The sequence below is a fragment of the Nonomuraea sp. NPDC003707 genome (assembly GCF_053587055.1).
Genome location: NZ_JBSFNK010000007.1, coordinates 195,126 through 218,557, shown reverse-complemented (window position 1 = coordinate 218,557; position 23,432 = coordinate 195,126). Strand labels below are relative to the sequence as shown.

The 23,432-nt window shown below is 73.2% G+C and carries 20 protein-coding genes; 10 read left to right on the top strand and 10 right to left on the bottom strand.

Annotation, left to right across the window (positions count from 1 at the left end; genetic code table 11):
- Positions 1 to 50: 50 nt before the first annotated feature.
- Positions 51 to 932: a D-alanyl-D-alanine carboxypeptidase family protein gene (locus ACWDRB_RS20580; RefSeq protein ID WP_449895933.1), complete on the top strand. Its 882-nt coding sequence runs from the start codon at positions 51 to 53 to the stop codon at positions 930 to 932.
- Between the two features lie 462 nt (positions 933 to 1,394).
- Positions 1,395 to 1,919 (top strand): hypothetical protein, encoded by a 525-nt coding sequence (locus ACWDRB_RS20575; RefSeq protein WP_449895931.1) that lies wholly within the window; start codon positions 1,395 to 1,397, stop codon positions 1,917 to 1,919.
- 14 nt (positions 1,920 to 1,933) lie between these two features.
- Here the strand turns inward: ACWDRB_RS20575 and ACWDRB_RS20570 are convergent, their stop codons facing one another.
- Positions 1,934 to 2,563, bottom strand: coding sequence for an alpha-ketoglutarate-dependent dioxygenase AlkB (locus ACWDRB_RS20570; protein WP_449895929.1), 630 nt, complete (start codon positions 2,561 to 2,563; stop codon positions 1,934 to 1,936).
- A gap of 173 nt (positions 2,564 to 2,736) precedes the next feature.
- On the opposite strand from ACWDRB_RS20570, the gene ACWDRB_RS20565 reads away from it, so the two are divergent.
- A complete protein-coding gene (locus tag ACWDRB_RS20565) occupies positions 2,737 to 3,504 on the top strand; it encodes a VOC family protein (RefSeq protein ID WP_350727026.1) in 768 nt (255 codons plus the stop codon).
- Between the two features lie 71 nt (positions 3,505 to 3,575).
- Positions 3,576 to 4,856 carry an MFS transporter gene (locus ACWDRB_RS20560; protein WP_449895926.1) on the top strand — a complete coding sequence of 427 codons (1,281 nt, stop codon included), beginning with the start codon at positions 3,576 to 3,578 and terminating at the stop codon, positions 4,854 to 4,856.
- Here the strand turns inward: ACWDRB_RS20560 and ACWDRB_RS20555 are convergent.
- From ACWDRB_RS20555 to ACWDRB_RS20535, 5 genes are all read right to left on the bottom strand, one after another.
- Positions 4,836 to 5,381 carry a CGNR zinc finger domain-containing protein gene (locus ACWDRB_RS20555; protein WP_449895924.1) on the bottom strand — a complete coding sequence of 182 codons (546 nt, stop codon included), beginning with the start codon at positions 5,379 to 5,381 and terminating at the stop codon, positions 4,836 to 4,838. The genes ACWDRB_RS20560 and ACWDRB_RS20555 overlap by 21 nt on opposite strands.
- 65 nt (positions 5,382 to 5,446) lie before the next feature.
- A complete protein-coding gene (locus tag ACWDRB_RS20550) occupies positions 5,447 to 6,421 on the bottom strand; it encodes a hypothetical protein (protein WP_449895922.1) in 975 nt (324 codons plus the stop codon).
- 5 nt (positions 6,422 to 6,426) lie between these two features.
- Positions 6,427 to 7,428: a hypothetical protein gene (locus tag ACWDRB_RS20545; RefSeq protein WP_449895920.1), complete on the bottom strand. Its 1,002-nt coding sequence runs from the start codon at positions 7,426 to 7,428 to the stop codon at positions 6,427 to 6,429.
- 78 nt (positions 7,429 to 7,506) lie between these two features.
- Positions 7,507 to 7,881, bottom strand: coding sequence for a DUF2203 family protein (locus ACWDRB_RS20540; protein WP_449895918.1), 375 nt, complete (start codon positions 7,879 to 7,881; stop codon positions 7,507 to 7,509).
- A 10-nt stretch (positions 7,882 to 7,891) separates the two neighbouring features.
- Positions 7,892 to 8,566 carry a GntR family transcriptional regulator gene (locus ACWDRB_RS20535; RefSeq protein WP_350727020.1) on the bottom strand — a complete coding sequence of 225 codons (675 nt, stop codon included), beginning with the start codon at positions 8,564 to 8,566 and terminating at the stop codon, positions 7,892 to 7,894.
- 93 nt (positions 8,567 to 8,659) lie between these two features.
- Between ACWDRB_RS20535 and ACWDRB_RS20530 the strand changes: the two genes are divergently transcribed.
- The 6 genes from ACWDRB_RS20530 (at position 8,660) to ACWDRB_RS20505 (ending at position 13,364) form a co-directional block, all read left to right on the top strand.
- The gene (locus ACWDRB_RS20530; RefSeq protein WP_449895916.1) at positions 8,660 to 10,000 is read left to right on the top strand and encodes an MFS transporter; all 1,341 of its coding nucleotides are present in this window, start codon (positions 8,660 to 8,662) and stop codon (positions 9,998 to 10,000) included.
- Positions 10,001 to 10,071: 71 nt separating this feature from the next.
- Positions 10,072 to 11,004, top strand: coding sequence for an SPFH domain-containing protein (locus ACWDRB_RS20525; RefSeq protein WP_449895914.1), 933 nt, complete (start codon positions 10,072 to 10,074; stop codon positions 11,002 to 11,004).
- Positions 11,005 to 11,167: 163 nt separating this feature from the next.
- The gene (locus ACWDRB_RS20520; RefSeq protein ID WP_449895912.1) at positions 11,168 to 11,875 is read left to right on the top strand and encodes a sirohydrochlorin chelatase; all 708 of its coding nucleotides are present in this window, start codon (positions 11,168 to 11,170) and stop codon (positions 11,873 to 11,875) included.
- A gap of 43 nt (positions 11,876 to 11,918) precedes the next feature.
- A complete protein-coding gene (locus ACWDRB_RS20515) occupies positions 11,919 to 12,467 on the top strand; it encodes a GNAT family N-acetyltransferase (RefSeq protein WP_449895910.1) in 549 nt (182 codons plus the stop codon).
- A 78-nt stretch (positions 12,468 to 12,545) separates the two neighbouring features.
- The gene (locus ACWDRB_RS20510; RefSeq protein ID WP_449895908.1) at positions 12,546 to 13,001 is read left to right on the top strand and encodes a hypothetical protein; all 456 of its coding nucleotides are present in this window, start codon (positions 12,546 to 12,548) and stop codon (positions 12,999 to 13,001) included.
- Positions 13,002 to 13,097: 96 nt separating this feature from the next.
- Positions 13,098 to 13,364: a hypothetical protein gene (locus ACWDRB_RS20505; protein ID WP_363972436.1), complete on the top strand. Its 267-nt coding sequence runs from the start codon at positions 13,098 to 13,100 to the stop codon at positions 13,362 to 13,364.
- A 7-nt stretch (positions 13,365 to 13,371) separates the two neighbouring features.
- On the opposite strand, the gene ACWDRB_RS20500 is transcribed toward ACWDRB_RS20505, so the two are convergent.
- The 4 genes from ACWDRB_RS20500 to ACWDRB_RS20485 all read right to left on the bottom strand — a co-directional run bounded on the left by ACWDRB_RS20500 (position 13,372) and on the right by ACWDRB_RS20485 (position 23,426).
- A complete protein-coding gene (locus ACWDRB_RS20500; RefSeq protein WP_449895906.1) occupies positions 13,372 to 13,917 on the bottom strand; it encodes a TetR/AcrR family transcriptional regulator in 546 nt (181 codons plus the stop codon).
- Positions 13,918 to 13,990: 73 nt separating this feature from the next.
- Positions 13,991 to 20,047, bottom strand: a complete 6,057-nt coding sequence (locus tag ACWDRB_RS20495; RefSeq protein WP_449895904.1) for a CHAT domain-containing protein — start codon at positions 20,045 to 20,047, stop codon at positions 13,991 to 13,993.
- 80 nt (positions 20,048 to 20,127) lie between these two features.
- Positions 20,128 to 21,912, bottom strand: coding sequence for a GH39 family glycosyl hydrolase (locus ACWDRB_RS20490; RefSeq protein ID WP_449895902.1), 1,785 nt, complete (start codon positions 21,910 to 21,912; stop codon positions 20,128 to 20,130).
- Entirely contained in the window at positions 21,909 to 23,426 is a 1,518-nt protein-coding gene (locus ACWDRB_RS20485) for a glucoamylase family protein (RefSeq protein WP_449895900.1), read from the bottom strand. The genes ACWDRB_RS20490 and ACWDRB_RS20485 overlap by 4 nt, the downstream gene beginning before the upstream one ends.
- Between the last annotated feature and the right edge of the window lie 6 nt (positions 23,427 to 23,432).

The window sequence follows — 23,432 nt, the reverse complement described above, 5'->3', positions numbered from 1 at the left end:
TATCGCCCATTTCGGCAAAAGCATCTCAAAGGGCGCGGCAATCTGGAGCGATGCGTATTCGGAAAGCCCACCTGGCCGCTGCGGCAGGTGCCCTTGCCCTGGTCACGGGGCTCACCGCACCCGCACACGCCAGCGCCCCCGCCGCCGCGCCCGTCCACGCCGTCCAGCAGGACGCGCCCTCGGTGTACGGCAGCGCCGCCTACCTGATGGACGTCTCGTCCGGCAAGGAACTGTTCAGCAAGAACGCCGACGACCGCCTCCCGATCGCCAGCGTCACCAAGATGATGACCGCGTACGTCGTCCTGAAGACCGCCAAGCCCACGGACGTGGTGCAGGTCAAGCGGGAGGACGTCCAGTACGCGGAGGACGGCGGCGGCACCACCGCCGACCTGCGGCCCGGCGACCGCCTCACCGTCGGCGAGCTCCTGTACGGCCTCATGCTCCCCTCCGGCGCGGACGCCGCCCACGCGCTCGCCCGCACGTACGGCCCCGGCGTCGGCGGCTTCGTCGGCAAGATGAACGCGACCGCGCGCGAGCTGGGCATGAACGACACCGAGTACGTCAACGCCGACGGCCTGCCCAAGCGCGGCGGGGACGGCTACTCCACCGCCCGCGACCAGAGCATGCTGGCGGCCAAGGCCGTGCAGGTGCCGCTGATCAAGGAAGTGGCCGGGACCCGGTACCACTCTCTGGACGCCACCTCCGAGCACCGCTCGTACGACTGGCGCAACACCAACAAGCTGCTCGGGACGCCCGGTGCGCTCGGGCTGAAGACCGGGTTCACCCGGGCGGCCGGGTTCACGCTGGCGTTCGCGGGCGAGAAGCGCGGCCACACGCTGGTGGGCGTGCTGCTCGGCGAGTCGGACTCCAGCCGCCGCTTCGACACGGCGGAGGCGCTGCTGTCCTGGGGTGCGGCCCGCGAGTCCGCCTGACCGAAGCCCGGGCGGACACCATGGACGGTGTTGATCCTTTGGACTAGTTTGCCCGACATGAGGACCGTCGACGGCGGGCAGAGCCAGCAGAACGTCTCCCCGCCCGACACCTCCACGCTCCAGTTCCGCGACTTGAAGCGCTCCCCACGGATGAATCCGGGGGATTCCAGCCGTCCCAACCGTGCGGCTACGCGCATGGTCGCGACGCTGTTGCTTGGCGATTCACCTTCCGGCCCCGCTTTCGCGGGTTTCCACGCCCCAACACGCGCACCCGGTCTGAGTTGTGCGTGCTCCGCCCTCCCAGCGGTGAGTAGATCCTTGCCCGGTCCCCCTCGCGAGCTTGGTTATCACTCACGTGTTCGACCGCGACCCACCATACTCACGCCGGGCACGTCACCGCAGTCGATTCCCGTCAATGCACGCTCGCGCCCTGGCGGGCACTCCCGCGCCGGGCTTACGCCCATGGCTGAAGCCAGGGGTCCGCGCCCGGCATTCTCGATCGAGGCGTTCGACGAGCGCAGGGCCGTGGCGCTGTCGATCGGCGAGGGCACGGACTCGCGCGTCTACCGTACGGAGGACGGCGGGCGCACCTGGACGGTCTCCGGCACCCCGATCCCCGCGGGCGACCCGGCCCGCGGCGTCTTCGGCCTGGCCTTCCGCGACCGCCACCACGGCCTCGCGGTCGGCGGCGACTACCGCCCCGACCAGCCCTCCCCCAGCGCCGCCGCCCTCACCCGGGACGGCGCCACCACCTGGCAACCCGCCACCACCCCGCCGCCCGCCTACCGCTCCGGCGTGGCGTGGCTCCCCCACCTGCCGTTCGCCGCCATCGCGGTGGGGCCTTCGGGCAGCGACGTGACGTGGTCGGGCGGGCGCACCTGGGAGACCTTCGACAACGGATCGTTCGACACGGTGTCCTGCACCCGCGACCTCTCCTGCTGGGCCTCCGGCGGCCAGGGCCGCCTCGCCCACCTGACCCTCCGATAACCGCGTAGGCGGTGTCAGCGGACGCCGCGGGGGCGGAACTGGATGCTGATGCGCGGCCCCGCCGGCCGGGAGGTCTTCGGGATCGCGTGCTCCCACGTGCGCTGGCAACTCCCGCCCATCACGATCAGATCCCCGTGCCCCAGATCCCGCCGGATGGACGGCCCGCCGCCACGGGGCCGGAGCAGGAGCGGGCGGGGGGTGCCGACCGAGACGATCGCCACCATGGTGTCCTCGGTGCTCCCCCGCCCGATCGTGTCGCCGTGCCAGGCCACGCTGTCGCGCCCGTCGCGGTAGAAGCAGAGCCCCGCCGTACGGAACGGCTCCCCCAGCTCCTCACCGTAGTGATCGTCGAGGGCCCGGCGGCAGTCCTCGAGCACCGGATCCGGCAGGGTCTCGTCCTCGTCGTAGAACTTCAGCAGCCGCGGCACGTCCACCACCCGGTCGTACATGCGCCGCCGCTCCGCCCGCCACGGCACCGTCCCGGCCAGCCGCTCGAACAGCGTGTCGGCCCCCGTGAGCCAGCCCGGCCGCAGGTCGATCCAGGCGCCGTGGTCGAGGTGTGTCCTGCGGACCGTGACGCCGAGCGGCCCGACCCCGAGCTCCTCGTCGAGGCCGAGCAGAGATGCTTGGAACGAGGCTGTCATGCGGTCAAGTGTATGCCTTTGTTCAAACATGCATTCGACTGGGGTGTCGGCTCGCCTTTGCCGAGGGGTCGTGCGAGGCTGGCAATCGCCGGATACGAGTGGCATCGCCGCCCTCAGCCCGCACCGTGAGGCGAAGAGGCCACCCATCGCTTCGTCACACGAAGGAGCAGGCCATGCTCACCACCGATTACCTACCGGGAGCCCCCTGCTGGATCGAGGTCAACACCCCCGACGCGGAGGCGGCGAACGTCTTCTACACGGGGCTGTTCGGCTGGGAGTCCGTCACGCTGGGCCCCGAGTACATGCAGTATCGCTTCTGCCAGGTCGACGGCAAGACGGTCGCCGGGATCAGCGAGGTGACGCAGGAGGGCTGGACCCCGGCGTGGCTGACGTACTTCCAGGTGCCCGACGTCGACGTGATCGCCAAGACGATCGAGCAGGCGGGCGGCACGGTGCTCTTCCCGCCGAGCGACGTCGAGGGCCAGGGCCGCATGGCGGTCTTCGCCGATCCCACGGGGGCCGCGTTCGCGGTGTGGCAGCCGGGCCGGACGAAGGGGCTCGGCATGGTCACCAAGCCTGGCTCGCTCGGCTGGATCGAGCTCTACACCCCCGACCCCGCCGGCATCCGGGCCTTCTACCAGTCGGTCTTCGGCTGGCGCGTCGAAGACCTGCCCATGGGCGACATTTCCTACCCCGTCATCTCGCCCGCCGACGGCGGTGAGGCCTCGGCGATGGCCGGGATCGTCCAGCTCCAGCCCGGTGACAGCCCGCACTGGCTGCCGTACTTCGAGGTGCCCGACTGCGACGCCACGGCTGCGCTGGCGCAGCAGCTCGGCGGCACACTGCGGGCTCCCGCGACGGACGTGGAGGAGGTCGGGCGCATGGCCTTCCTCGCCGACCCCTACGGCGCCCGCTTCGCGGTCATCACCAGCTCGGCCTGACCCCAGCCACAGGCCCGGTCCGCGCGGCGCACGGGCCGGGCCGGCACTCGCCGTCCTGTAACGTCTTCACCGTGTTATACCGTTACATGGCCGGTGCGGTGGCCGCGCGCACCGGGGACGAGATGTCCGGGCCCGCGCTCCTGGTCGCCGGGCTGGCCGTCACCGGGTCTCCCCTGACGGCGTCCTGGCTGCTGGCGGGGCTGACCGTCTCGGCCGCGTTCGGAGGGCCGCTGCTCGGGGTGCTGCTCGACCGGGCGCGGCGGCCGGGGCGGCTGCTCGCGGGCTGTCTCCTCGGGTACGCGACCGGGCTCCTGCTGGTCCTGTACGGGCTGGGCCGGGTGCCGGACGCGGCCCTGATCGGCGTGGCGGTCGTGGCCGGGCTGCTGGGGCCCGCGCTGACCGGGGGCTGGACGGCGCAGCTGCCCCGGGTGGCCGGTCCCGAACGCCTGAGCAGGGCCAACGCGCTCGACTCCATGAGCTACAACGTGGCCGGGCTGGCCGGTCCCGCCGTGGTGGGGCTGGTGGCGAGCGCGAGCGGAGGCACCGCGACGGTCCTGGTGTGCGCCGGACTGCTCGTCGCCGCGCTGCCGGCCGCCTGGAGCCTGCCTCCCGTACGGGCCCGTTCGGCCGCACCCGCCGCCGTACCCGCCTCGCCCGCCACCGTGTGCGCTCACCCCGCCGCACCCGGCTCGCCCGCCGACGGTGGCGCGGCCGGTCGCGGACGGGCGATTCGGGCGGAGCTGGTCGAGGGGTTCGCCGTCATCTGGCGGAACGCGACGTTGCGCCGGGCGACGGCCGGGTCCGCGGTCTCGTGCTGCGGCCTGGCCATGCTGGTCGTGTCCGCGCCGGTCCTCGGCGCCGAGCTCACCGGCCAGAGCGGCCACGGCGCGCTGCTGCTGGCCGTCACCGCCGCGTCCGGGCTGGCCGCGAACGCGGTGATCGCCGCGTGGGGCCGGGTGCGGCGGTGGGACCGCGTCCTGGCCTGGGGGACGGCGGTGCTCGGCGCGGGGATGGCGCTGGCGGCCGGGGCCGGGACGTTCTGGGCTGCGGTGGTCGCCGCGGCGGTGGCGGGAGCGGGCGAGGGGCCGCAGCTCACCGCGTTGTTCTCGGTCCGGCACCGCGAGGCGCCGGCCCGCCTGCGCAGCCAGGTGTTCACCACGGGGGCCAGTCTGAAGATCACCTCGTTCGCGATCGGGTCAGCGCTGGCCGGACCGCTGGCGGCGTACTCGGCGAGCTCGGCCCTGGTGGCGGGGGCCGTGCTGCAGGCCGTCGCCGTGGCCGTACTCACGGCCGGGCGCCGCGACAAGGGACCCCCGGAAGAAGCGTCGCGCTCAGCCCGAGGCGGGCGGTGAGGTGCGGGAGCGGTGGGCGGCGACGCGTTCGCGGGTGGCGCAGCGGGTGCTGCAGTAGCGTCGCGGGCTGCCGCCCCCGAGGTCCAGGTACGGCCGCCCGCACCCCCGCGAGGCGCACAGCCCGCCCGGAATGCGCTGATGGTCGGCCAGCAGCACCGCCAGCGCCATCGCCGACGACGCCAGGAACCACTCCCCCCACGGCGCGTCGTCCCCGCTGTCGACGTGCACGTGCCAGCTCGTCGTGCCCCCGTGGCTGGTGAGTCTGGGCGCTCGGGCCGATCCGGCGAGCAGCCGGTTGAGCAGGTCGGCCGCCTCGCCGACGGTGGCCGCGCCCAGGACCTCGCGCAGCCGCGCCGCCGCCGCCCGCATCGCCGTCACGTCGGCCTCGCCGAGGTCGAGGTCCCCGGTCTCCCCGTGGTCGCGCAGGACCCGCGACACCGACTCGACGGACGGCCCTTCGTGCAGCAGCGCCACGCACAGGTCGACGGCCCTGGCGGCCATCGCCTTGGTCGAGTGAACCTCCACCTCGAGAAGGTTATGCCAGTGCGGGCCCGGGGAGTCCCCGCCGCCTCCCCGGGCCCCGCGCCGCGTCAGCCGCCGCACGCCGCGAAGACGAACATGCCCTTCAGCATCCGATACCGGTCCCGGACCTTGACCGCGCCCGTCTCGGTGTCGATCTGGACGATGGTCATCTTGTTGCCGCTCTCCTGGTACTGGACCAGGTGGACGGTCACCTGGGTGTCCCCGGTCCAGTCGACCATGTCGACGTCCCCGGCCGGCAGGTTGAGCTTCTTGCGGCCGACGACCTGGTCGGTCTGCATGTCGTACAGGACGAGCTGCGGCTTCTTCCCCGCCACGAGGGACGCGACCGTGCGGCCGTCGGCGGACAGCGCCTGCGGCGAGTTGGACGACACGACCTGCGGCGGCGTGCCGCGTACGAGCTGCTCGCCGGTGTCGCTGTAGACGGCCAGGTCGGTGACGCCTTCGTCGGCGTCTGTGCTGGTGAGCACCTCGTCCCCGTCGCCGCTGAAGCCCAGCACGGTCAGGTTGCCCGGCACGGAGCCGAGCCGGGCAGCGGTGGCGGTGTCGAACACGCGCGTGCTCTGGACCTTCTCGCCGGAGATGACGGCGGCCAGCCGGGCGCCGTCGTCGGACAGACGGAGGGTGATGTTGTTCTGGTCCACCCGGGGCAGCGCGTCCTTGGCGAACAGCTTGACGCCGCCCCCGAGCGTGCGCACGGCCAGTTTGCCGGTCTTGGTGAGGTACGCGATCCGCTGGCCGTTGCCGCTGACCGCGATGGGCGCCGAGGCGTACACGAGCTTCTTGCGCTTCACGTCGAGCGCGACCGTCTGGGCGTCGTGCAGCATGCTCTGGCTGCCGTCGTGCATGACGAGCCGCCAGTCGCCGCACGGCTTGGCGTCCCCGTCCTTGCCGCAGCTCTTGATGGCGGCGTACCGGACGCTGTCGTGCCCCCGATGTGCCTGCGCGTGCGGCTCCGCGTACGCGACGCCCCCCGGCACCGCGACGACGGCGGCCGCGAGGACCGCGAAGATCTTGGCTTTCATGTCGTTCACTCCCCCGCCTTCACATAGGCGTACCTGGTCTTGCTGATGGTGTATCGGCCGGTCTGGTTGACCGCCCCGGAGTCGGGATCGACGGTGAGCTCCCGTATCACCGCCGTCTCCCCGACGTCACCGCTCTCCACCACCGCGTGGAGCAGGCCGTCCGGGCCCCACCAGGCGAGGTCCGGCGGCACGCCGGGCGAGAGCGGCAGGTCGGCGCCGCCGGACAGCTGCCCGGTCGCCAGGTCGTAGGTCCGCACCCTCGGCGGCTTCTTCGTGTCGGCGTTGCCCGCGGTGAACACGGCCACCGTCCGGCCGTCGGGGGCCAGGACGAGGGTGGGGGCGTTCGCGACGAGCTGGGGCGGGGTCGCCTTGACCGAGGCGCCGCCGAGCCGGCGCGCGGTCAGGCGGAGCGTGTTGTCGCTCAGATAGCGCTTGGTCAGCACTTCGTCGCCGTCGCCGCTGAACCCGCCCATGCCCTCTCCGAGGGGCAGCGTCGTGATCTTGCCGGTCGCGACCGTGATGACCTTGGCGGGCAGGCGGACGGGCTCGTCGCCGTAGTCGATCACGACCGTGTCGCCCTTGGGCGACAGGTAGACGCCGATGTCGGAGGTGCCGACGCCCTTGGGGACCGCGGCCTTGGGCAGCGTCCTGGCCGGGCCGCCCGCGATCGGCTGGACGACCAGGCGGTGGTCGCTCTTGCGCTCGTACGCCATCACGCGGCCGTCGGCGCTGATGGCGAACGTGACGGTGTCGTGGACCTCGTTGCCCTTGGCGTCGATCTGCGAGGTGGCCGCGCCGGGCACGGCGACCTTGCGGCCGTCCCGCATGATCAGCTGCCAGTGACCGCAGGGGTAGTCGAGGTCGTCCTTCTTGTGGGTGCAGGTCTTGACCCAGGCGGCGCGGGCCTCCGGGGACTTCGACTGGGCGTGGGCGGGGCCGGGCGCGAGCCCCAGTCCGCCGATGACCGCCGACGCCAGCAGGGCCGCGGTCGCTGAGGGGTGCCTCATCGGTGTGATCCTTTCGCTCACCCCGTTAGACACCCGCTTGACGTGGCCGGTTGGTCACAGATCGGCCACGGCTACGGCTCACTCCCTCCCGGGGTCCAGCGGGCGGCGGCCCGCGAAGCCGAGCTCCGTACGGTGGTACCAGGCCAGCTCCGGCTCGCCCTCGATCCAGCACAGCCGCACCGACACCCCGTCGATCACGGCGGGAAAGTCGACCAGCACCGGCGCGATGCCCTTGACCTCGATCCCCCGCTCGTTCCACCCGCTGAGGATCTCCTCGATGCGGGCCTGCAGCCCCTTGATCTCGGGCAGGCCGCCGAGCGGGGAGCTCCCCGTGGCCCGCCGGTCGAAGTCGATCTCGGCCAGGTCGGCGCGGGCGGCGATCACCTCGCGGGCGTCACGCATGACAGCGGGAAGCAGCTCGCGGGCCTCGTCAACGGTGAAGATCCGGTCCATGCCACAGACGTTACGGCGTGTACGCCTCGATGAGCAGCCGTTCGGCGTGGTCGAGATAGTCGTCGAGGTACGCGGCGGCCTTCTCGGGCCGCCCCGACTCGAGGAGCCCGAGCAGGGTCCGGTTGCGGTCGACGAACGGCTCGTGGAAGGCCCGCGGGTTCTCCATCACGTGGAAGACCAGCCGCAGCTCGGCCAGGAGCTGGCGCATGGCCTCGTCGATCCTGGGGCTCTCGTTCAGCGAGACCAGCGCCTGGTGGAAGCGGATGTTGGCGGTGCCGACGCCCTGCCAGTCGTCCTGCTCGGCGGCGCGCTCGGCGTCGAGCACGGCCTCCTTGATCACGGCCAGCGCCTCGGGGGCCGGGCCGCGCCGTACGGCCGCCCCTTCGAGCACGCGGCGCACGCGGTAGAGGTCGGCGACGTCCTCGGCGGACGGGAGCCGGACGAACACGCCCCTGTTGAGCTTGTGGTCGAGCAGCCGCTCGTGGCCGAGCAGCCGGAACGCCTCGCGCAGCGTGTTGCGCGACACGCCGAGCCCTTCCGAGATCGACTCCTCCGACAGCCGCTGCCCCGGACGGAAGAAGCCCTCGCTGATGCGGTCGCGCAGGATGTCGGCCACCCGTTCCGCGGTGCTGCTGCGGCCCAGCCTGGGGCGGTCCTGAGCGAGATCGGCAACCACGTTATCCACATTTGACAGCGAATCATGGAGCAAACCTCTTGTCGAATTGTTCAACGATTCTTATGTTGAAGAGGACCCCCTAGACGAACAAGGAGCGATCGAATGACAGGCTCCGCGCAACAGACCCGGCGGGTGATCCTCGCCAGCCTGATCGGAACGTCGCTGGAGTGGTACGACTTCTTCCTCTACACCACGGCGGCGACCCTGGTCTTCCCCAAGCTGTTCTTCCCCGCGCTCGACCCGTTCAACGCGACGCTGGCGTCATTGACCACCAACGCCGTGGCGTTCGTCGCCCGGCCGCTCGGCGGCGTCGTGTTCGGCCATTTCGGCGACCGGGCGGGGCGCAAGACCGTGCTGGTGGTGACGCTCCTGGTGATGGGCGTCTCGACGTTCCTCATCGGCGTGCTGCCCGGCTACGCGAGCGCGGGCGTGCTCGCGCCGATCCTGCTGGCGGTGCTCAGGTTCGTTCAGGGCCTGGGGCTCGGCGGCGAGTGGGGCGGCGCGGTGATCATGTCGCTGGAGCACGGCGACGGGCGGCGGCGCGGCTTCAACGCGAGCTGGCCGCAGGTCGGCGTGCCCGCCGGATACGTGCTGGCCACCGGGCTGCTGACGCTCCTGTCGTTCACGCTGTCCGACGCGGCGTTCCTGTCGTGGGGCTGGCGGGTGCCGTTCCTGCTGTCGGGCGTGCTGGTGTTCGTGGGACTGTGGGTGCGGCTGCGGGTGACCGAGTCGCCGCTGTTCGCCCAGGTCAAGGAGCAGGGCGCCAAGGCGGAGATGCCGCTGCTGGAGGTGCTGCACACGCACCCGCGGGCCCTGCTGTCCGCCTTCACCGCGCGGATCGGGGTGGACGTGGCCTTCTACACGTTCACCGCGTACATCATCGTCTACCTCACCACGGTGTTGAAGCTGCCGCGTTCGTACGCGCTCAACGCGGTGCTGATCGGGTCGGCGCTGCAGCTCGTGCTGATCCCGCTGGCCGGCGCGCTGTCGGACCGGTTCGGGCGGCGGCCGGTCTACTTCGCGGGCGTGGTGGGCGCGGCGGTGTGGGCGTTCGCGTTCTTCCCGCTGCTCGACACCAGATCGTTCCCGCTGATCGCGCTGGCCGCCGTGGTCGCGCTGGTCACCCACGCCGCCATGTACGGGCCGCAGGCGGCCTTCATCGCCGAGCTGTTCAGCACGCGGCTGCGCTACAGCGGCGCCTCCATGGGCTATCAGGTGGCGGGCATCGTCGGCGGCGCCCTGGCCCCGATCATCGCCCTCAGCCTGTTCGACACGTACCAGACCACGGTCGCGGTGTCGATCTACGTGGTGGTCGCCCTGGCGGTCACGGCCCTGGGCCTGGCCATCGCCCCGGAGACCCGCGACCTCGACCTGGCCGCGCAGCCCGACCCCGGCCCCAAGGCCAAGGCCTCCCTGCCCGGCCAGGTGGGACCCTTCGCCTGAGCTCAGCCGGAAAACGCCGCGAGAAGCCGCGGGCGGCGGCTGCCAACGCCGCCCGCGCGGAAGGGGTACTGATGAGAATCGCCCTGATCGTCGTCGCCGCGCTCATCGCCGTCCCCCTGCTCATCGGGGGCCTGGGGGGCTTGGAGAGCACGGGCGGCGGCGAGGTGGCCGTCATCCGCGACGGCGGCCCGCTCGACGACAACCAGGTACGCCAGGTGATCAACCCCGGCTCCGGCCTGACCTGGACCGGCATGTGGTCGTCCACCCACCTCTACCCGGCGCAGCAGCGCTTCTACACGATCACCGCCGACCCCAAGCGGGCCACGACGCTCGGCGTGGACGTGGTGACGGTGCCCAGCAGCGACGGGGTGAACCTCGGCATCGAGGGCACCCTCTACTTCACGCTCAACCTGGACCATCAGACGCTGAAGACGTTCGACGACAAGTACGGCACCCGCACCTTCCGCGCCCAGGACGACCGCTCGCTCTACGCGTGGGACGGCGACGAGGGCTGGTCGGCGTTCTTCGGCCAGGCGGTCCGCCCCGTGATCGACAACGCGCTGCGCGGCCAGATCGGGGCCATGCGCTGCGCCGAACTCGTGCCGTCCTGCGCGCTGCTGGAGAGCTCCACGCTCAAGGCGCAGGACAGCAACGCCAACATCGTCAAGGTCCAGAACGCGGTCGACGCCTCGCTGGCCCGCGACCTGCCGGCCACGCTCGGCGGCGACTTCCTCACCGGGCTGCGCTTCACTCTGGCCAAGGTGACCCTGCCGGGCGAGGTGCAGCAGGCCGTGGACCGCTCGCTGGCCGCCTCGGCGGCCGTCTCCGAGGCGCAGGCGAAGGTCGCCCAGGCCAAGGCGGAGGCGGACGCGAACCGGGCAAGGCAGGACGGTTACGACAAGTGCCCGGCGTGCGCGGAGATCGAGAAGCTCAAGTCGCTGCCGCAAGGCATCACGGTGTACGCCCCCGGGAATCCCCAGTCGGTCGTGGTTCCGTCGCGGTAGTCAAGATGTGGTTGACTCTTTTTGCGCGCAGCGTCTGGGTTGTGACGGAATCGCCACCTATTCACAGAGCAACCTCCACCTAATACGCATAAACTGCGCGGCTGTGAGCCTGCCTGTACGTGAACGTTCCCCCCGGCCGGGCGGCGGTCGCCACCGCCGTCCCGTGCCCACGTCCCTGCCGCCGGACGCCCCCATGCTCGTGCTCGCCACCCCCGGCGCGGCGGCCGGCGTGGCCGAAGAGATCGCGACCGTGGTACGCCTCGACCACCCGCAGATCGAGGTGCGGCTGACGAGCGTCACCGACCTGGCGGACTCCCTGCCCTCCGGCCGCGACGCCGTCATCGTGCCGCTGCTCACCTGGGACGATCCGGTCGTCCTGGCTGAGATCGGCAAGGCGGTCGCGGCCAGCGGCAGCGGCGCCGTCGTCACCGAGGCGCTCGGCCCGCACCCGCTGCTGGCCGAGGCCCTGCACATCAGGCTCGCCGAGCGCGGCCTGGCCAGGGCCGACCGCGTACGGCTGCTGAACGTCTCCAGCCCCGTGGACGCCGTCATCATGGCCACGGTGGGCGGGGAGCGCGCGGTGCACGCGGTGCAGGCCACGGCGGTGCTCCTGGCCTCCAGGCTCACGCTGCCGGTCGTCTCGGCCTCGCTCGACAGCGAGCCGGGCATCGCGATGGCGGCCCAGCGGCTGCGCGCGGCGGGCGCCGAGCGCCTGGCCATCGCGCCCTGCATGATCGGCCACGAGTCCCCCACGGGGATCGTCGAGCAGGCCGCCGCCTCGATCAATGCCGGGCACGCGGAGCCGCTCGGCGCGCACAGCGCCGTCGCCGAGCTTGTGGCGCGGGCTTACGGGAGTCAACTCGCCACTTGACAAGGGCTTGTAGAGATCGCGGGAATCGCGTTACCGTCTGCAAATGCGGCGGGTGGTGTACAACGGCGAACGGCTCGGCCTCCGTGACGTCGCGGAGGCCGACGTGACCGCGCTGCACGCGGTCTACGGCGACACCACGGCCACGCAGCACATGCCGTTCGCGCCCCGCAGCCTGGCCGAGGTGGCGGGGCTCGTCGCCCAGGCCCAGGAGGCGGCCGCGACCGAACCACGCCGCCTGTACGTGCTGGCCGTGGTCGACACGGCCCGCCGCGACGTGATCGGGGTGGCCCGCCTGCACATCGAGGCCGACCACCCGCACAGCGCCGAGATCGGCTTCGGCCTCCACCCCGACCAGTGGGGACGCGGGGTCGGCACGGACCTCGTGCGCTTGTTACTGTCGTTCGGCTTCAAGCAGCTCGGGCTGCACCGCGTCTGGGGCGCCCGCTCCCCGGCGAACTTACCCGCCCAGCTCGCCATGCTGACCGCCGGGATGGTCGAGGAAGGCCGCATCCGGCACCACGTGCACACGCCGAACGGGTGGCGCGACTCGATCGTGCACTCGGCGTTACAGGACGAGTGGACCGAACGCTAGACCGCCACGGAGAGTGGCGTGACCCGGGATTGTCGGTCGCGGGTCCTACGATGAGCCTCCTCACGGAGGGATAGTCCAATGCTCGACGCGCTGATCGTGCCCCTGTTCGTCACCACGGATCTGCCGCCCGAGTCGGAGCTGGCCGAGTTCGGGGAGTTGCTCGCCGAGACGGCGCGCGTGCTCCGCCACGAGGGCGACGACTACGAGGCGTTCCTCGCGGGCAAGGTGTTCTGGCTGGACCGTCCCGTGCTGCCCGAGCAGCGCCCGGCGGCCGAGGCGGAGCTGCGCTTCGCGGGCATGCTGGGCTATCTCGCCGCCTCCGGTCCCGGCCACACCTCGCGTGCCGTGGTCGGCGCCGTACGCCGGGCGATCGGCGAGGCCGTCACCGGCCGTTACGGCGACGTGGAGGTGGTCCCGGCCGTGTTCGCGATCCGCGACCACGACGTCCGCGAGCGCACCCCCGATTCCGCCCTCTACTTCGACACCCGCGACGCCACCCCCGATCTGGTGAGCGCGACCAGGAGCTACCTCTAGCCAGGCGGGCGCGCCTCGTGCGATCGTGAACGGCTATCAGACCCACGGGCCGCCGCCGCGCGACACGGTGGCGGCTGACCACGAGGAGGTCCTCGCATGGCCGTGCTCGGCGCGATCTGCTTCGGGCTGGTGATCGGCTGGATCACGTACGGGACGCTGCGCCGCAGGCAGGGCGCGGCAGGACTGTCCGACCTCGCGGCGGTGCTGGCTCCAGTGTTGGCCGCTGTGGGTGGCGGGGCGGTGACCGCGCTGGTGGGCACCCCCGAGGTCTTCGGAGCGTACGCGGTGGGCCTGGCCATCGGCTTCTTCGGCTACCTGGTCGCGGCCACGCTCATGCCGGACTCCAAGTGGCTGGGCGACTGAGCCGGTCCTACGCGACCAGCAGGCAGTCGAGCACCACAGCGGCGATACGCCCCGGCCGTTCGGGGTCGGCGCGATGCCGCTCGGCGGTGATCGCCGCGAGGACGACGGCCTGCACGTCCTCGGCGTCCACGTCCGCCCGGACGGTGCCGGCCTCCTGGGCCCGCGCGAGCAACTCGGCGAAGGCCCGGCGCAGGTCCAACACGAGTCGCTGGGTGAGCTCCGACAGATCGACCTCCGCCCTGGCGAGCGCGTCGGCGAGGTCCTGCTTGGCGCGGGCCTCACCGATCAGGCCGAGCAGGAACGGGAAGAACGCCGACCCGCCCTGATCCGCCTGGACGGCCTGGCGGGCCTGCTCGGCGAGCCCGCCGAGGCGGTCGGCGAGCACCGCCTCGACCAGCGCCTCCTTGGCCGGGAAGTGGCGGTGGACGGTGCCTGGGCCGACCCCGGTCCGGCGCGCGATCTCGTCGAGCGACACGGCCAGGCCCTCGGTGGCGAAGGCCTCCCGGGCGGTCTGGAGGATCCGCTCCCTGTTGCGCCGCGCGTCGGCACGCATCGGCCGCCGGCTGTCCATCGTCCCCCTCGCGTTCTGCTGTGTCCCACCACCGTAGAGGCTGCTCGCCCGCTCGTCAGGAGGGCAGGCCCACCAGGACGTACGGGGCCCACAGGTCGGGCTCGGCGGGGCCGTAGAGGTCGCGCAGCTCCAGTACGGCCTCCCGCAGCGCCCGTGCCGGGCCCATGCCGGAGCGCAGCCTGGTGTGGACGTCGCGCATCAGGGCCCTGGTGACCTCGTCGGAGACCGGCCAGAGCGGGAGGAGCACGGACCCGGCGCCCGCGTGGAGGAACGCATGGGCCAGGGCGGCCACGTCATCGCCGCCGCCCGGCGCGGGGTCGCGTTCGTGGGAGCCGAGGACGACGAGCCGGGCGTCCACGGCCATGCTCATGAGCCGCCTGCCGGTCAGGAGGCCGTCGGCGAGCCCGATGCCCGAGCCGAACGGGTCGTCCGGGTCGAACACGCCCGGGCACGACAGCTGCACCACGTCCCAGATGCCGGGGAGCCGGGTCGCGGTGGCGGCCGGGCCGGTGTGGGGCGGGACGTCCAGCAGGGCGCCGGCGTCCCGCGCCGCCGCTTCGAGCGCGCCCTCGGGTTCGGGATGCGGGGTGTACCCGAGCACCAACGACCGGGTACCCGTCGCGGGGCCCCGCCGGGTGAGGCGGGTCAGGGCGGCGACGGAGGGGGCGTAGGTCACGAGGGCGCGTTCGAGGAGCGAGCGGCCGTCCGGGGCCAGCGCGTGGAGCGGGACCCGGTGCAGCTCGGCGTGCGGGACCAGGTAGAGGTGGTCCAGGTCGTCGCCGAGCGCGTCGAGGATGTCTGACAGCAGGAGGTCGGCCAGGCGGCGCCAGACGGCCGCGCGGTGGCGGCGCGCCTCGATGTCCAGCAGCGCGGGACGGCGGCCGACGGTGGTGGCGGTGAAGTCGGCCAGCAGGTCGTGGCCGACGGTGGTGGGGAAGGCGCGCGGCTCGGTCCAGCCGGTGCGGTGGGCGAGCACCGTCACGCTCTCCTCGCCGACGTGGAAGCCGACCACGGCGATCCCGCTGCCTGGGCTGCCTTCTGGGGTGACGAGGGCGTCGAGGTGGAGCTGGTCGAGCGGCGGGTCCCGGTGCAGGGCGACGTAGTCGGGGGCGAGGGGTTCCATCCGCCGCCACAGCGCCGCCACCTCGGCCTCGGCGGTGCGGGCGCGTCCGAGCAACGTCGCGGCTTCCGACGGGTCCCGGGTGTTCCCAGCGGCCGACCTGAGCGTCCGCGTGGTGTCGAGTCCGCGCCGCTCCGCCTCCACGAGCTCGGCGGGCACGCCGTCGGGCACGGGCCAGCGCCGATGGCTGAGGTCGGCGGCGGTCGGCCGGTCCTCGACCGTCCAGGGCCAGGACTCCTCACCCTGACGTGCCGGCTCGGACCAACGGCCCACTGGCTCGGACGAATGGCCGGCCCCACTCCCCGCCAGCCCGGACCAGCGGTCACCACCCTCCCCCGCCGGCCCTGGCCAGTGGCGGTGGCCGAGGTGGGTGGTCAGGGTGTGGGACTTGGCGTGCTCCAGGTGCCGCCAGGCGGCCAGCCCACGGCCCAGGCGGACCGCGAGCCGGATCGCGCGGTCGCGGCCGGAGGCGTGGCCCAGGTCGCAGGCCCGTTCGGCGTCGGCGAGCGCGCTCGGCAGGTCCCCCAGATGCTCGGCGGCGACGGAGCGGTTGTGCAGTGCGATCCCCAGCTCCAGCTCGTGTCCGAGCTCCTCCAGCAGGCCGATCGCCTCCGACAGGTGCCGGTGGGCGCGGGCGTACGAGGTGGTGGCCACGTACAGCGCGCCGAGGCGGCCGAGGGCGAGCGCTTCCCCTGCCCGATATCCGATCTCCTGGGCCAGGGCCGCGGCCTCCGCCAGGTCGACCTCGGCGCGGGAGGAGTCCTCGAGGCGGGCGAGCAGGATGAGCGCCAGGACCACGCCACGGGTCCGGCCGCGGGCGTGTTCGATGTCCAGGGCTCTCTCGGCGAAGAGCCTGGCCTGGTCCGTCGAGTCCCGCAGCGCGCAGACCAGGCTCAGGTCGGCGTAGCTGTCGGCGAGGTCCGTCCGGGAACCCGCTTCCTCCACGATCGCGATGGACTGCCGGTAGAGGGCCTCGGCCTCGGCCAGCTCGCCCAGCTTGAGGTGGAGCGCGCCCCGTCCGGCCAGCAACGGGGCCCGCAGCGCGCGCCAGACCGGCGAGGACAGCAGCTCCAGCCCCTCGTCGAAGGCATGTGCGGCCTCCGCCCAGCGGGCCTGGTCGGCGCGTACGCGACCGAGCAGGTCGAGCGCCTGGACGAGGTCCGCGGGGAGCGCGGCGTCCGAGTCGCGGGCCAGGGCGACGGCCTCGGTGAGGTGGCCGGCGGCCTCGTCCGGGCGGCCCAGGTCCCGGGCCGCCGCGCCGAGGTTGCGCAGGTGGTCGATCACGAGGGCGTCGCGCAGCTCGTAGCCTCGGGCGGCGTACGCGCGGGCGGCCTCCAGGTCCCGCAGCGCCCGGCAGAAGGAGGAGAGCTTGACCAGCAGGAACGAGTGGTAGTCGGAGGCGAGGGGGCGGCCGTTGACGGGGTTCGCGGCGAGCGTCTGCTCGGCGAGGGCTCGGGCGGTCTCCAGGTCGCCGGCGGCCTCCGCCTCCTCGATGCGGAGCCAGGTCTCCAGCCGTTCGGCCCGGTCGCCGTCCGCCGCTCTGATCGCCTGGTTCAGGGTCGCGTGGCCGCGGGTCGCCTCGCCGAGCGTGAGCTGGATGCGGGCCAGGCGCGACAGCAGCTCCGCGTCCAGGCCCCCGCCCATGACCGCGATGAGCTCAAACGCTCCGCCGGACTGCGCGGAGCCGCCGCGCTCCCCCGAGCCGCCGGACGACGCCGAGCCCAGGGGTGTGGGCGGGTCGAAGGATGCGGGCCGGTCGAAAGGCGCGGGTCGGTCGGAAGGCGTGGGTGGTGGGGTGAGGGTGGCGAGGCCGGCTTCGAGGGCGGCTCGGGCGCGGCGGAACTCGCCGCGTTCCTCCAGCGCGAAGCCGAGCTTGATCGAGGTGAGCGCCGCCAGCCGGGGCTGGTCGCCGGCGTGGAATCCGGCCACCGCCAGCTCCAGCGCCTCCACCTGCGCGTCCAGGTCCCCGGTACGGGCAGCCAGCGCGGCCAGCCGGTCGCGGACGACCGCCTCCTTGAGCGGGTCCCCGGCCGACAGCCCCAGGGCCGAGTTCAGCCGTTCCGCCGCCTCGTCCCACGAGCCGAGCCGCAGGTCCAGCGCCACCCGCCCCAGCACGGCGACGAGGACGGCCCCCGCGTCCCCCTCCGTGGCGGCCAGCTCCAGCGCCCGCTCCAGGTCGGCCGGCGCGTCGTCGTAGCGGTCGAGGGCGGTCAGGCAGGAGGCGCGCATGGTCAGCGCGGACGCCTCCTTGACCGCGGCACGCAGCCTGGCGAACGCCTCCGCCGCCGCCCCGAACTCCTCCAGCGCCCGCCCTGGATCCCCTTCCGCGTACGAGAGCGCGCCCAGGTTGTAGCGCGCCGAGGCGGCCCCGTCATAGTGGCCGAGCGACTCGTACTCGCGCTCGGCCAGCCCGAAGGCCGTCCGGGCACCGTCGGAGTCCCCACGGCCCCGGCGGCGCCCCGCGATGCGGTACCACTCGTCGGCGGGCTCGCGCCGCTCGCCCCTGCGCCGCACGATCTCCACCAGCCGGGTCTCGCAGGCGGCGGCCTGCCCGGGGTGACCGCGCTCCACCAGCAGGACGGCGTGCGCGTCGAGCGCCCGGCACGCGTCCTCCCACGCCCCGGCGGCCTCCAGCTCGATGGCGCAGGCGGCCATGCGTTCCGCGGCCGCGGTGAGGTCGTCCTGGTCGACGGCCGCCCGGGCGGCGTGGACGAGCGCCATGGCGGCCGGCACGGTCTCTCCCAGCTCCCGATAGAGCTCACGGGCCTGGACCGCGCAGGCCACGGCGCCGTCCGGGTCGCCGGCGGCCAGGAACGCCTCGGCCGCGTGCCCCTGCTGGGCCGCCTCCTCCGCCGCCAGCCCGGCGCTCTCGCACAGGGCGATGGCGCGGTGGTGGTGTTCGAGCGCGCGGACGGGGTCGCCGGCCCTGAGCAGCACGACGCCCATGCTGCCGAGCTGGAGCGCCTCGGCCCGGACCTCGCCCAGCGAGCCGTAGCCGGCCGCCGACCGCGCGAACGACTCCAGCGCCGAACCCAGCTCGCCCAGCTCCTGGTACGCCCGCCCCTGCTCGGCCAGCGCGTACGCCGTCCGAGCCCCTTCCTCGAAGCCGGAGCCGAACGCCTCCGCCGAACGCCCCAGCACGGCGCAGGCCACCCGCAGCCGCCCGAGCGAGGCCAGCCGCAGCCCGGACTCCAGCAGGAACTCGCCGCGCGATTCGGCCTGCCGCTCGGCGTAACGCAGCAGCTCGACCGTGACCTCGTCGTTCCGCGTGGCCAGCGCCAGCTCGGTCGCGACCCCCGCGAGCCGCTCGTCCGGCACCGGCGTCCCGTCGAGGGCCGCGCCGAGCTGCGACAGCAGCTCCGGGTCCCCTTCCCTGGCGAGTTCGAGCACCTCCCCCAGGTCCCCCGGGTCGCCCTGCGCCGAGAAGCGCGCCAGCAGCGCCCCGCACAGCACCCGCTGCGCGGGCGCCGGGTCCTGGGCGGACTTCACGGCCACCTCCAGACCCTGGCGCGCGGACGACACCGCCTCGTTCAGGTCCTCAACCCGTCCCGAGCGCGCGGCCCGCCAGCGCAGCACCTCCGAGACGAGCCCGTACGCCTCCGCCCGCGGCGACAGCCGCTCACCGGCCGCCAGCGCCTCGCGTAACGCGGCGATCGCCTCGTCGGCGTGCCCGGCGTCGAGGTCGAGCTTGAGCGCCTGGCCCAGCAGCATCAGGACCCTGGGCCTGGCCGGGTCCCGCTCCCCGTGGGCCGCGAGCGCGGCACGCGCGGCCGCGATCGGCTCCGAGGGGTCCCCGCCGGTCACGACGGCCCGCCTGAGCACCGCGTTCGCCAGGTTGGCGAGCAGCCTGGCGCGGTCGGAGTGCCCGCGCGGAGCCTGGCCGGCCGCCTCGCGCATGACCTCGATGGCGGTCTCCAGGTCGTCGGAGTCGCCGGTGACGCCGTACCGGTTCCAGCGGCGGTCTCCCAGCAGCCCGAGCCGCACGACGGGGTCGGCGCCGAGCCCGCGCGCCTTCTCGCCGGGCGTGATGTGCAGGGCCTCCAGCATCTCCGTCCCGGCTTCGAGCGAGCGCTCGTCCCCCGTGACGACGAACCACTCGACCAGCCCGGCCGCGTACGGCGCCAGCACGCCGGGATGGGCCCACTTCTCGTGCCAGAAGTCCAGCGCGCACTGCCCGACCCGGATGAACGCCAGCAGGTCGCGGTCGGCGTACGACCCGGTCGAGCGCGCCCACGTGAGCTCCACCAGCGCCAGCAGCGCCTGCGACCGGTCCTGGCCGGCCGGCGGCGCCTGCGCGGCCGTCACGTACGCCCCGGCCAGCTCTTCATCGCCGAACGCCGCCAGCCCGAGCGCCGTGCCCAGCTCGTCCACGTGCGCCGGCTCCGCCAGCGCCGCCCTGAACAGCACGTGCACGGCGTCGTCGACGACCTCCAGCTCCCCCGTGGCCCCGAACAGCCGCACCAGCCCGTCACCGAGCAGCGCCAGCGCGCCGGGCGCCCACGCGGGGTCGGGCGAGCCCGTCGACTGCCGCAACAGCAGCTCGCCGAGCCGGTCGGCCACCTCCGTCGTCGGCTGTGCCATGGCGCGCCGCACGAGGGCGTGGATCAGCAGCCCCACGTGCGGGTACGCCGACGGGTCCACGTGCTGGAACACCTCTTCGACGAGCCCCGCCCACGTGTCGGCCGAGTCGCCGGGGGGCACGTTCGAGCCGCGCAGCCGCTCCGGGAGCCGCGCCGGATCGACCACGGCCACGGCGGCGAAGTACGTGCCCGCCACCGCCGCGTCCTGCGTGAACCGCTGGTCCAGCCGGTAACGGGCCAGGTGGAGCATGCCGATCAGGCGCCAGGTGACGGCGTCGGTGCGGTCGCCCGCGCACGCCCGCATCGCCTGCTCGGCCTCGACCAGCGCCGCGGGATCCCAGATCAGGCCGGGATCCGCGGCCTGCTCGAACCGCTCGATGCGGGCGGCCAGCGCCCGAGCCGGTTCGGTCATGGGCACAGGCTCTCACCGGCGTGCGCGCCCGTACAGAACCGTGCCTCAGACCTCCACATCGCCCCGTACGGTATCGCTCTTTACGGTGTCAGCTCGATGAAGGACACGCCCGGCATGGGCAGATCGAACTCGAGCGTGACCGTGCTCCCGGCGGCCGTGGCCGGAGAGGTCAGCTCGTCCAGGGTGTTGGCGGCGCGAAGTTTGTCCCATTCCTCGTCCGCCGGCCAGTCGCCGCCGCCCATCGCCTGCCAGGCCGCCTGCACGTTGGAGTGGTCGCGGTCGATGCGGTGGTGGGTGACCGTGTACTCCCCGCCGGCGAGCCCGTCGACGGTCAGGGACACCGTACGGGTGAGCTCGGGGGCGCCGTCGGCCTGGGCGTGGTTGAGGGTACCGTTCCAGACCAGCACGCCGATCCTGCCGTCCTCGTGCCGGGCCGCCCACGCCTCGACGCCGGCCACGTCGCCGTCGAGCGTGGCGGCCAGCTCCGCGTCGCCCAGCCGGGAGGCCAGGGTGAGCGCGTGGAAGCGGGGCTTGCGCAGGTTGCCGACCGTCAGCAGGCCGAACCCGCCGTGGAACAGCCGCGGCGGCCGGCCCAGCTCCTCGAAGTGGTCGGAGGCCACCCAGTGCGACAGCGCGGCGATCCGGCCGGCGGCCGACTTCATGCCATGCAGCAGGAACGCCGCCCCGAACGGCCCGTCGCCGATGCCGTGGAAGTGGGTGGGCGTGGGCCCCCATTCGGTCCACCAGACGGGGACGTCCACGCCGTACCTGGCCAGGACGGGACGCCAGTCGAGCGGCGCGTTGCCGTAGGTGTGGCTGGAGACGAAGTCGAGCGCCGCGCCCGACTCCTCGACGTGGGCGAGCAGTTCCTCCACCCAGCCGTCGGCCGCCGAGGCGGGCCCGCCGACGCGCAGGTCCGGGTGGACGTTCTTCACGGCCGCGGCGGTGACGTCGTAGAGCAGGAAGTACTCCTCGGGCGTGCCGGTCCAGAAGACGGCCAGGTTCGGCTCGTTCCAGACCTCGAAGGCCCAGTGGTCGATCAGCTCGTGGATCCCGTACCGCTCGGCCAGGTGCTCCACGAGCGCCCTGACCAGGTCGCTCCACGCCTCGAAGTCCTTCGGCGGCGAGACGACGGCGCCGTAGCCGAAGACGGTCCTGGAGGGGTCGGCGGCCAGGTCGCGCGGCATGTAGCTGAGCTCCACGATCGGCCGCAGGCCCAGCGCCACGACCTTGTCGTAGACCTCGTCCACGCGGCTGAAGTCGTAGACCGCCTGACCGTCGACCTCGCGGTAGACGCCCAGGTCGTCGCAGAGGATGGCGTGGGCCCTGACCGTCTGGACGCCGAGCTCGTCGCGCATGACGCGCAGCGCCTCGGCCAGCTCCTCGCCGATGGGCCGGCCGCCGCTCTCGTCGGTGCTCAGCAGGTGCGACAGGTGCTCCGACCCCACCATGTACGCCCACGGGCGCGGCAGCTCGCGGGTCACCCGCGCCGCGTCCACGTGGACCGACAACCCTGCCGGCCCTTCGAGCGGGGCGGCCTGGACGGGCTCGGACAGCGGGCCGGCGTGGTCCACGGCGGCGACGGCGGCCACCTGGTAGGACGCCGCTCCGTGGCCGGTGTCCACGTACCGGCAGGACGGGACGGCGGGCACGTCCACGTCCGGCGGTGTGGCCGGCGCCCCGTCCCGGTGCACCACGTAGCCGATGGCCCCGGGCACGGCGTCCCAGGTCAGCGTCACGTGGCCCGCTCCCGGGACCGCCGACAGGCCCGTCGGGGCCGGCAGCTCGGGCCGGGAGGCCGGGGTGATCGCACCGGACTCCTGGCCGATGCGCTCCTGCCAGTCGCGGTGGGCAGCCATGTTCATGAAGTGACGTTCCATTCCTCGATTTCCATTACCGGGCGCAGCTTGGCCTCCACGCCCGAGCCCGCGAAGTAGCGGTGCAGGTCGCCGCCGGTGAGCACGTTGCCCAGGGCGGCCATCACCATGCCCTGGTCGAGTGCCAGGTACCACTTGGACACGGCCCCCGAGCGGACCGCGACGGCGTCGTAGAAGCCGCCGGGGCCGTAGGCGTCGAAGTTCCGGCGGAGCTTGTCCAGGTTGTCGATGGCCGCGTCCTTCGCGTACGGCAGCGCCAGGAAGCTGGCGTGCGGCGTCACGACGCCGTCGCCGTAGGCCGTGGGCTCCGGCTTGGCCGGGCGGCAGCCCTCGTAGCCGGGGTCGGTGCTGGTGCGCTCGCGGTCGGTGGTGTAGCCGGGCTCGTCCATGCCGAGCGGGTCCACGCCGTACTCGCGGTAGCCGCCGTGCGGGTCGTTGGACGGGGAGAAGCCCCAGTAGCCGTACTTGGCCTCGTTCATGCCGTGCTCGATCTGGGCGCGCACGAACACCGGGTGGTTGCGGCCCCAGCTCTTGGGCGCCCACTTCGCCTCGGGGACCACGAGGTCCGGCATGAGGGCCTCGAACATGGAGCCGCCCCAGTTGGGGACGTAGCGCATGCCTCGGTAGGCGTACGTGCCCTCCCAGACGTTCACGCCCAGGTACTTCTTCCACGAGCCGACCGGCTTCTGGTCCTGCCAGCCGAAGTCGCAGCCGTTGTCGGGGAAGGTGCGGTACGGGCCGAAGTAGCTCTCGCGCGGGAGCTGGCCGAGCGCGATGCCCACGTACTGACCGATGCGGGTCTCGGCGGGCGCGCCGTAGTGGTGGCAGGTCGAGTAGACGGTCGTGCCGGTGCCGGCGTAGTCGCTCGCGACGTAGCAGCCGTCGGGCGGCTCGGGCCAGAAGCCCCCGCGGATCAGGCCGGTGCCCGCGTCGGGGCGGGCGGCGGGGTCGTAGTAGGAGGCGAAGTTCATGGAGGTCAGCAGACGGTTGGCGCGGGCGGAGTATTGCGGGGTCGCGTTGCGGACCATCATCAGGGCCGTGGCCAGCCAGCCGTTGTCCACGCTGGAGGCGAACAGGCGCACCGGATCGCCGGTCTCCGGCCAGGTGTGGATCAACTGGAGGGTGCCGGGATCGTACCAGTTGTAGAACTGGCCGGTGGGCGTGTTCCGCTCAAGTCCCTCCAGCGCCTTGATCACCCGGCCGATCCTGGCGACGGCGTCCCCGCCGCTGATCAGGCGCAGGTCGCGGGCGGCGAGAGTGCTCCACAGGTACGTGCCGATGTTGGTGGGCGAGGTGACCTTCGCCCTGGTCGCGAGGTCGCCGGTCACCTTGTCGGCGGGCAGGCCGGTGGCCGGCTCCACCATGGCGGCCATCGACCGCCAGGTGTCCTTGGCGTAACGGAGCAGGGTGGCGTTCGCGGAGGCGTCGGCGAGGGCAGGGGCGGGGGTGGCCGGCACCGTCAGGGCCAGCACGAGCACGCCGGACAGGACTGTCTTGCGCATGGGGGG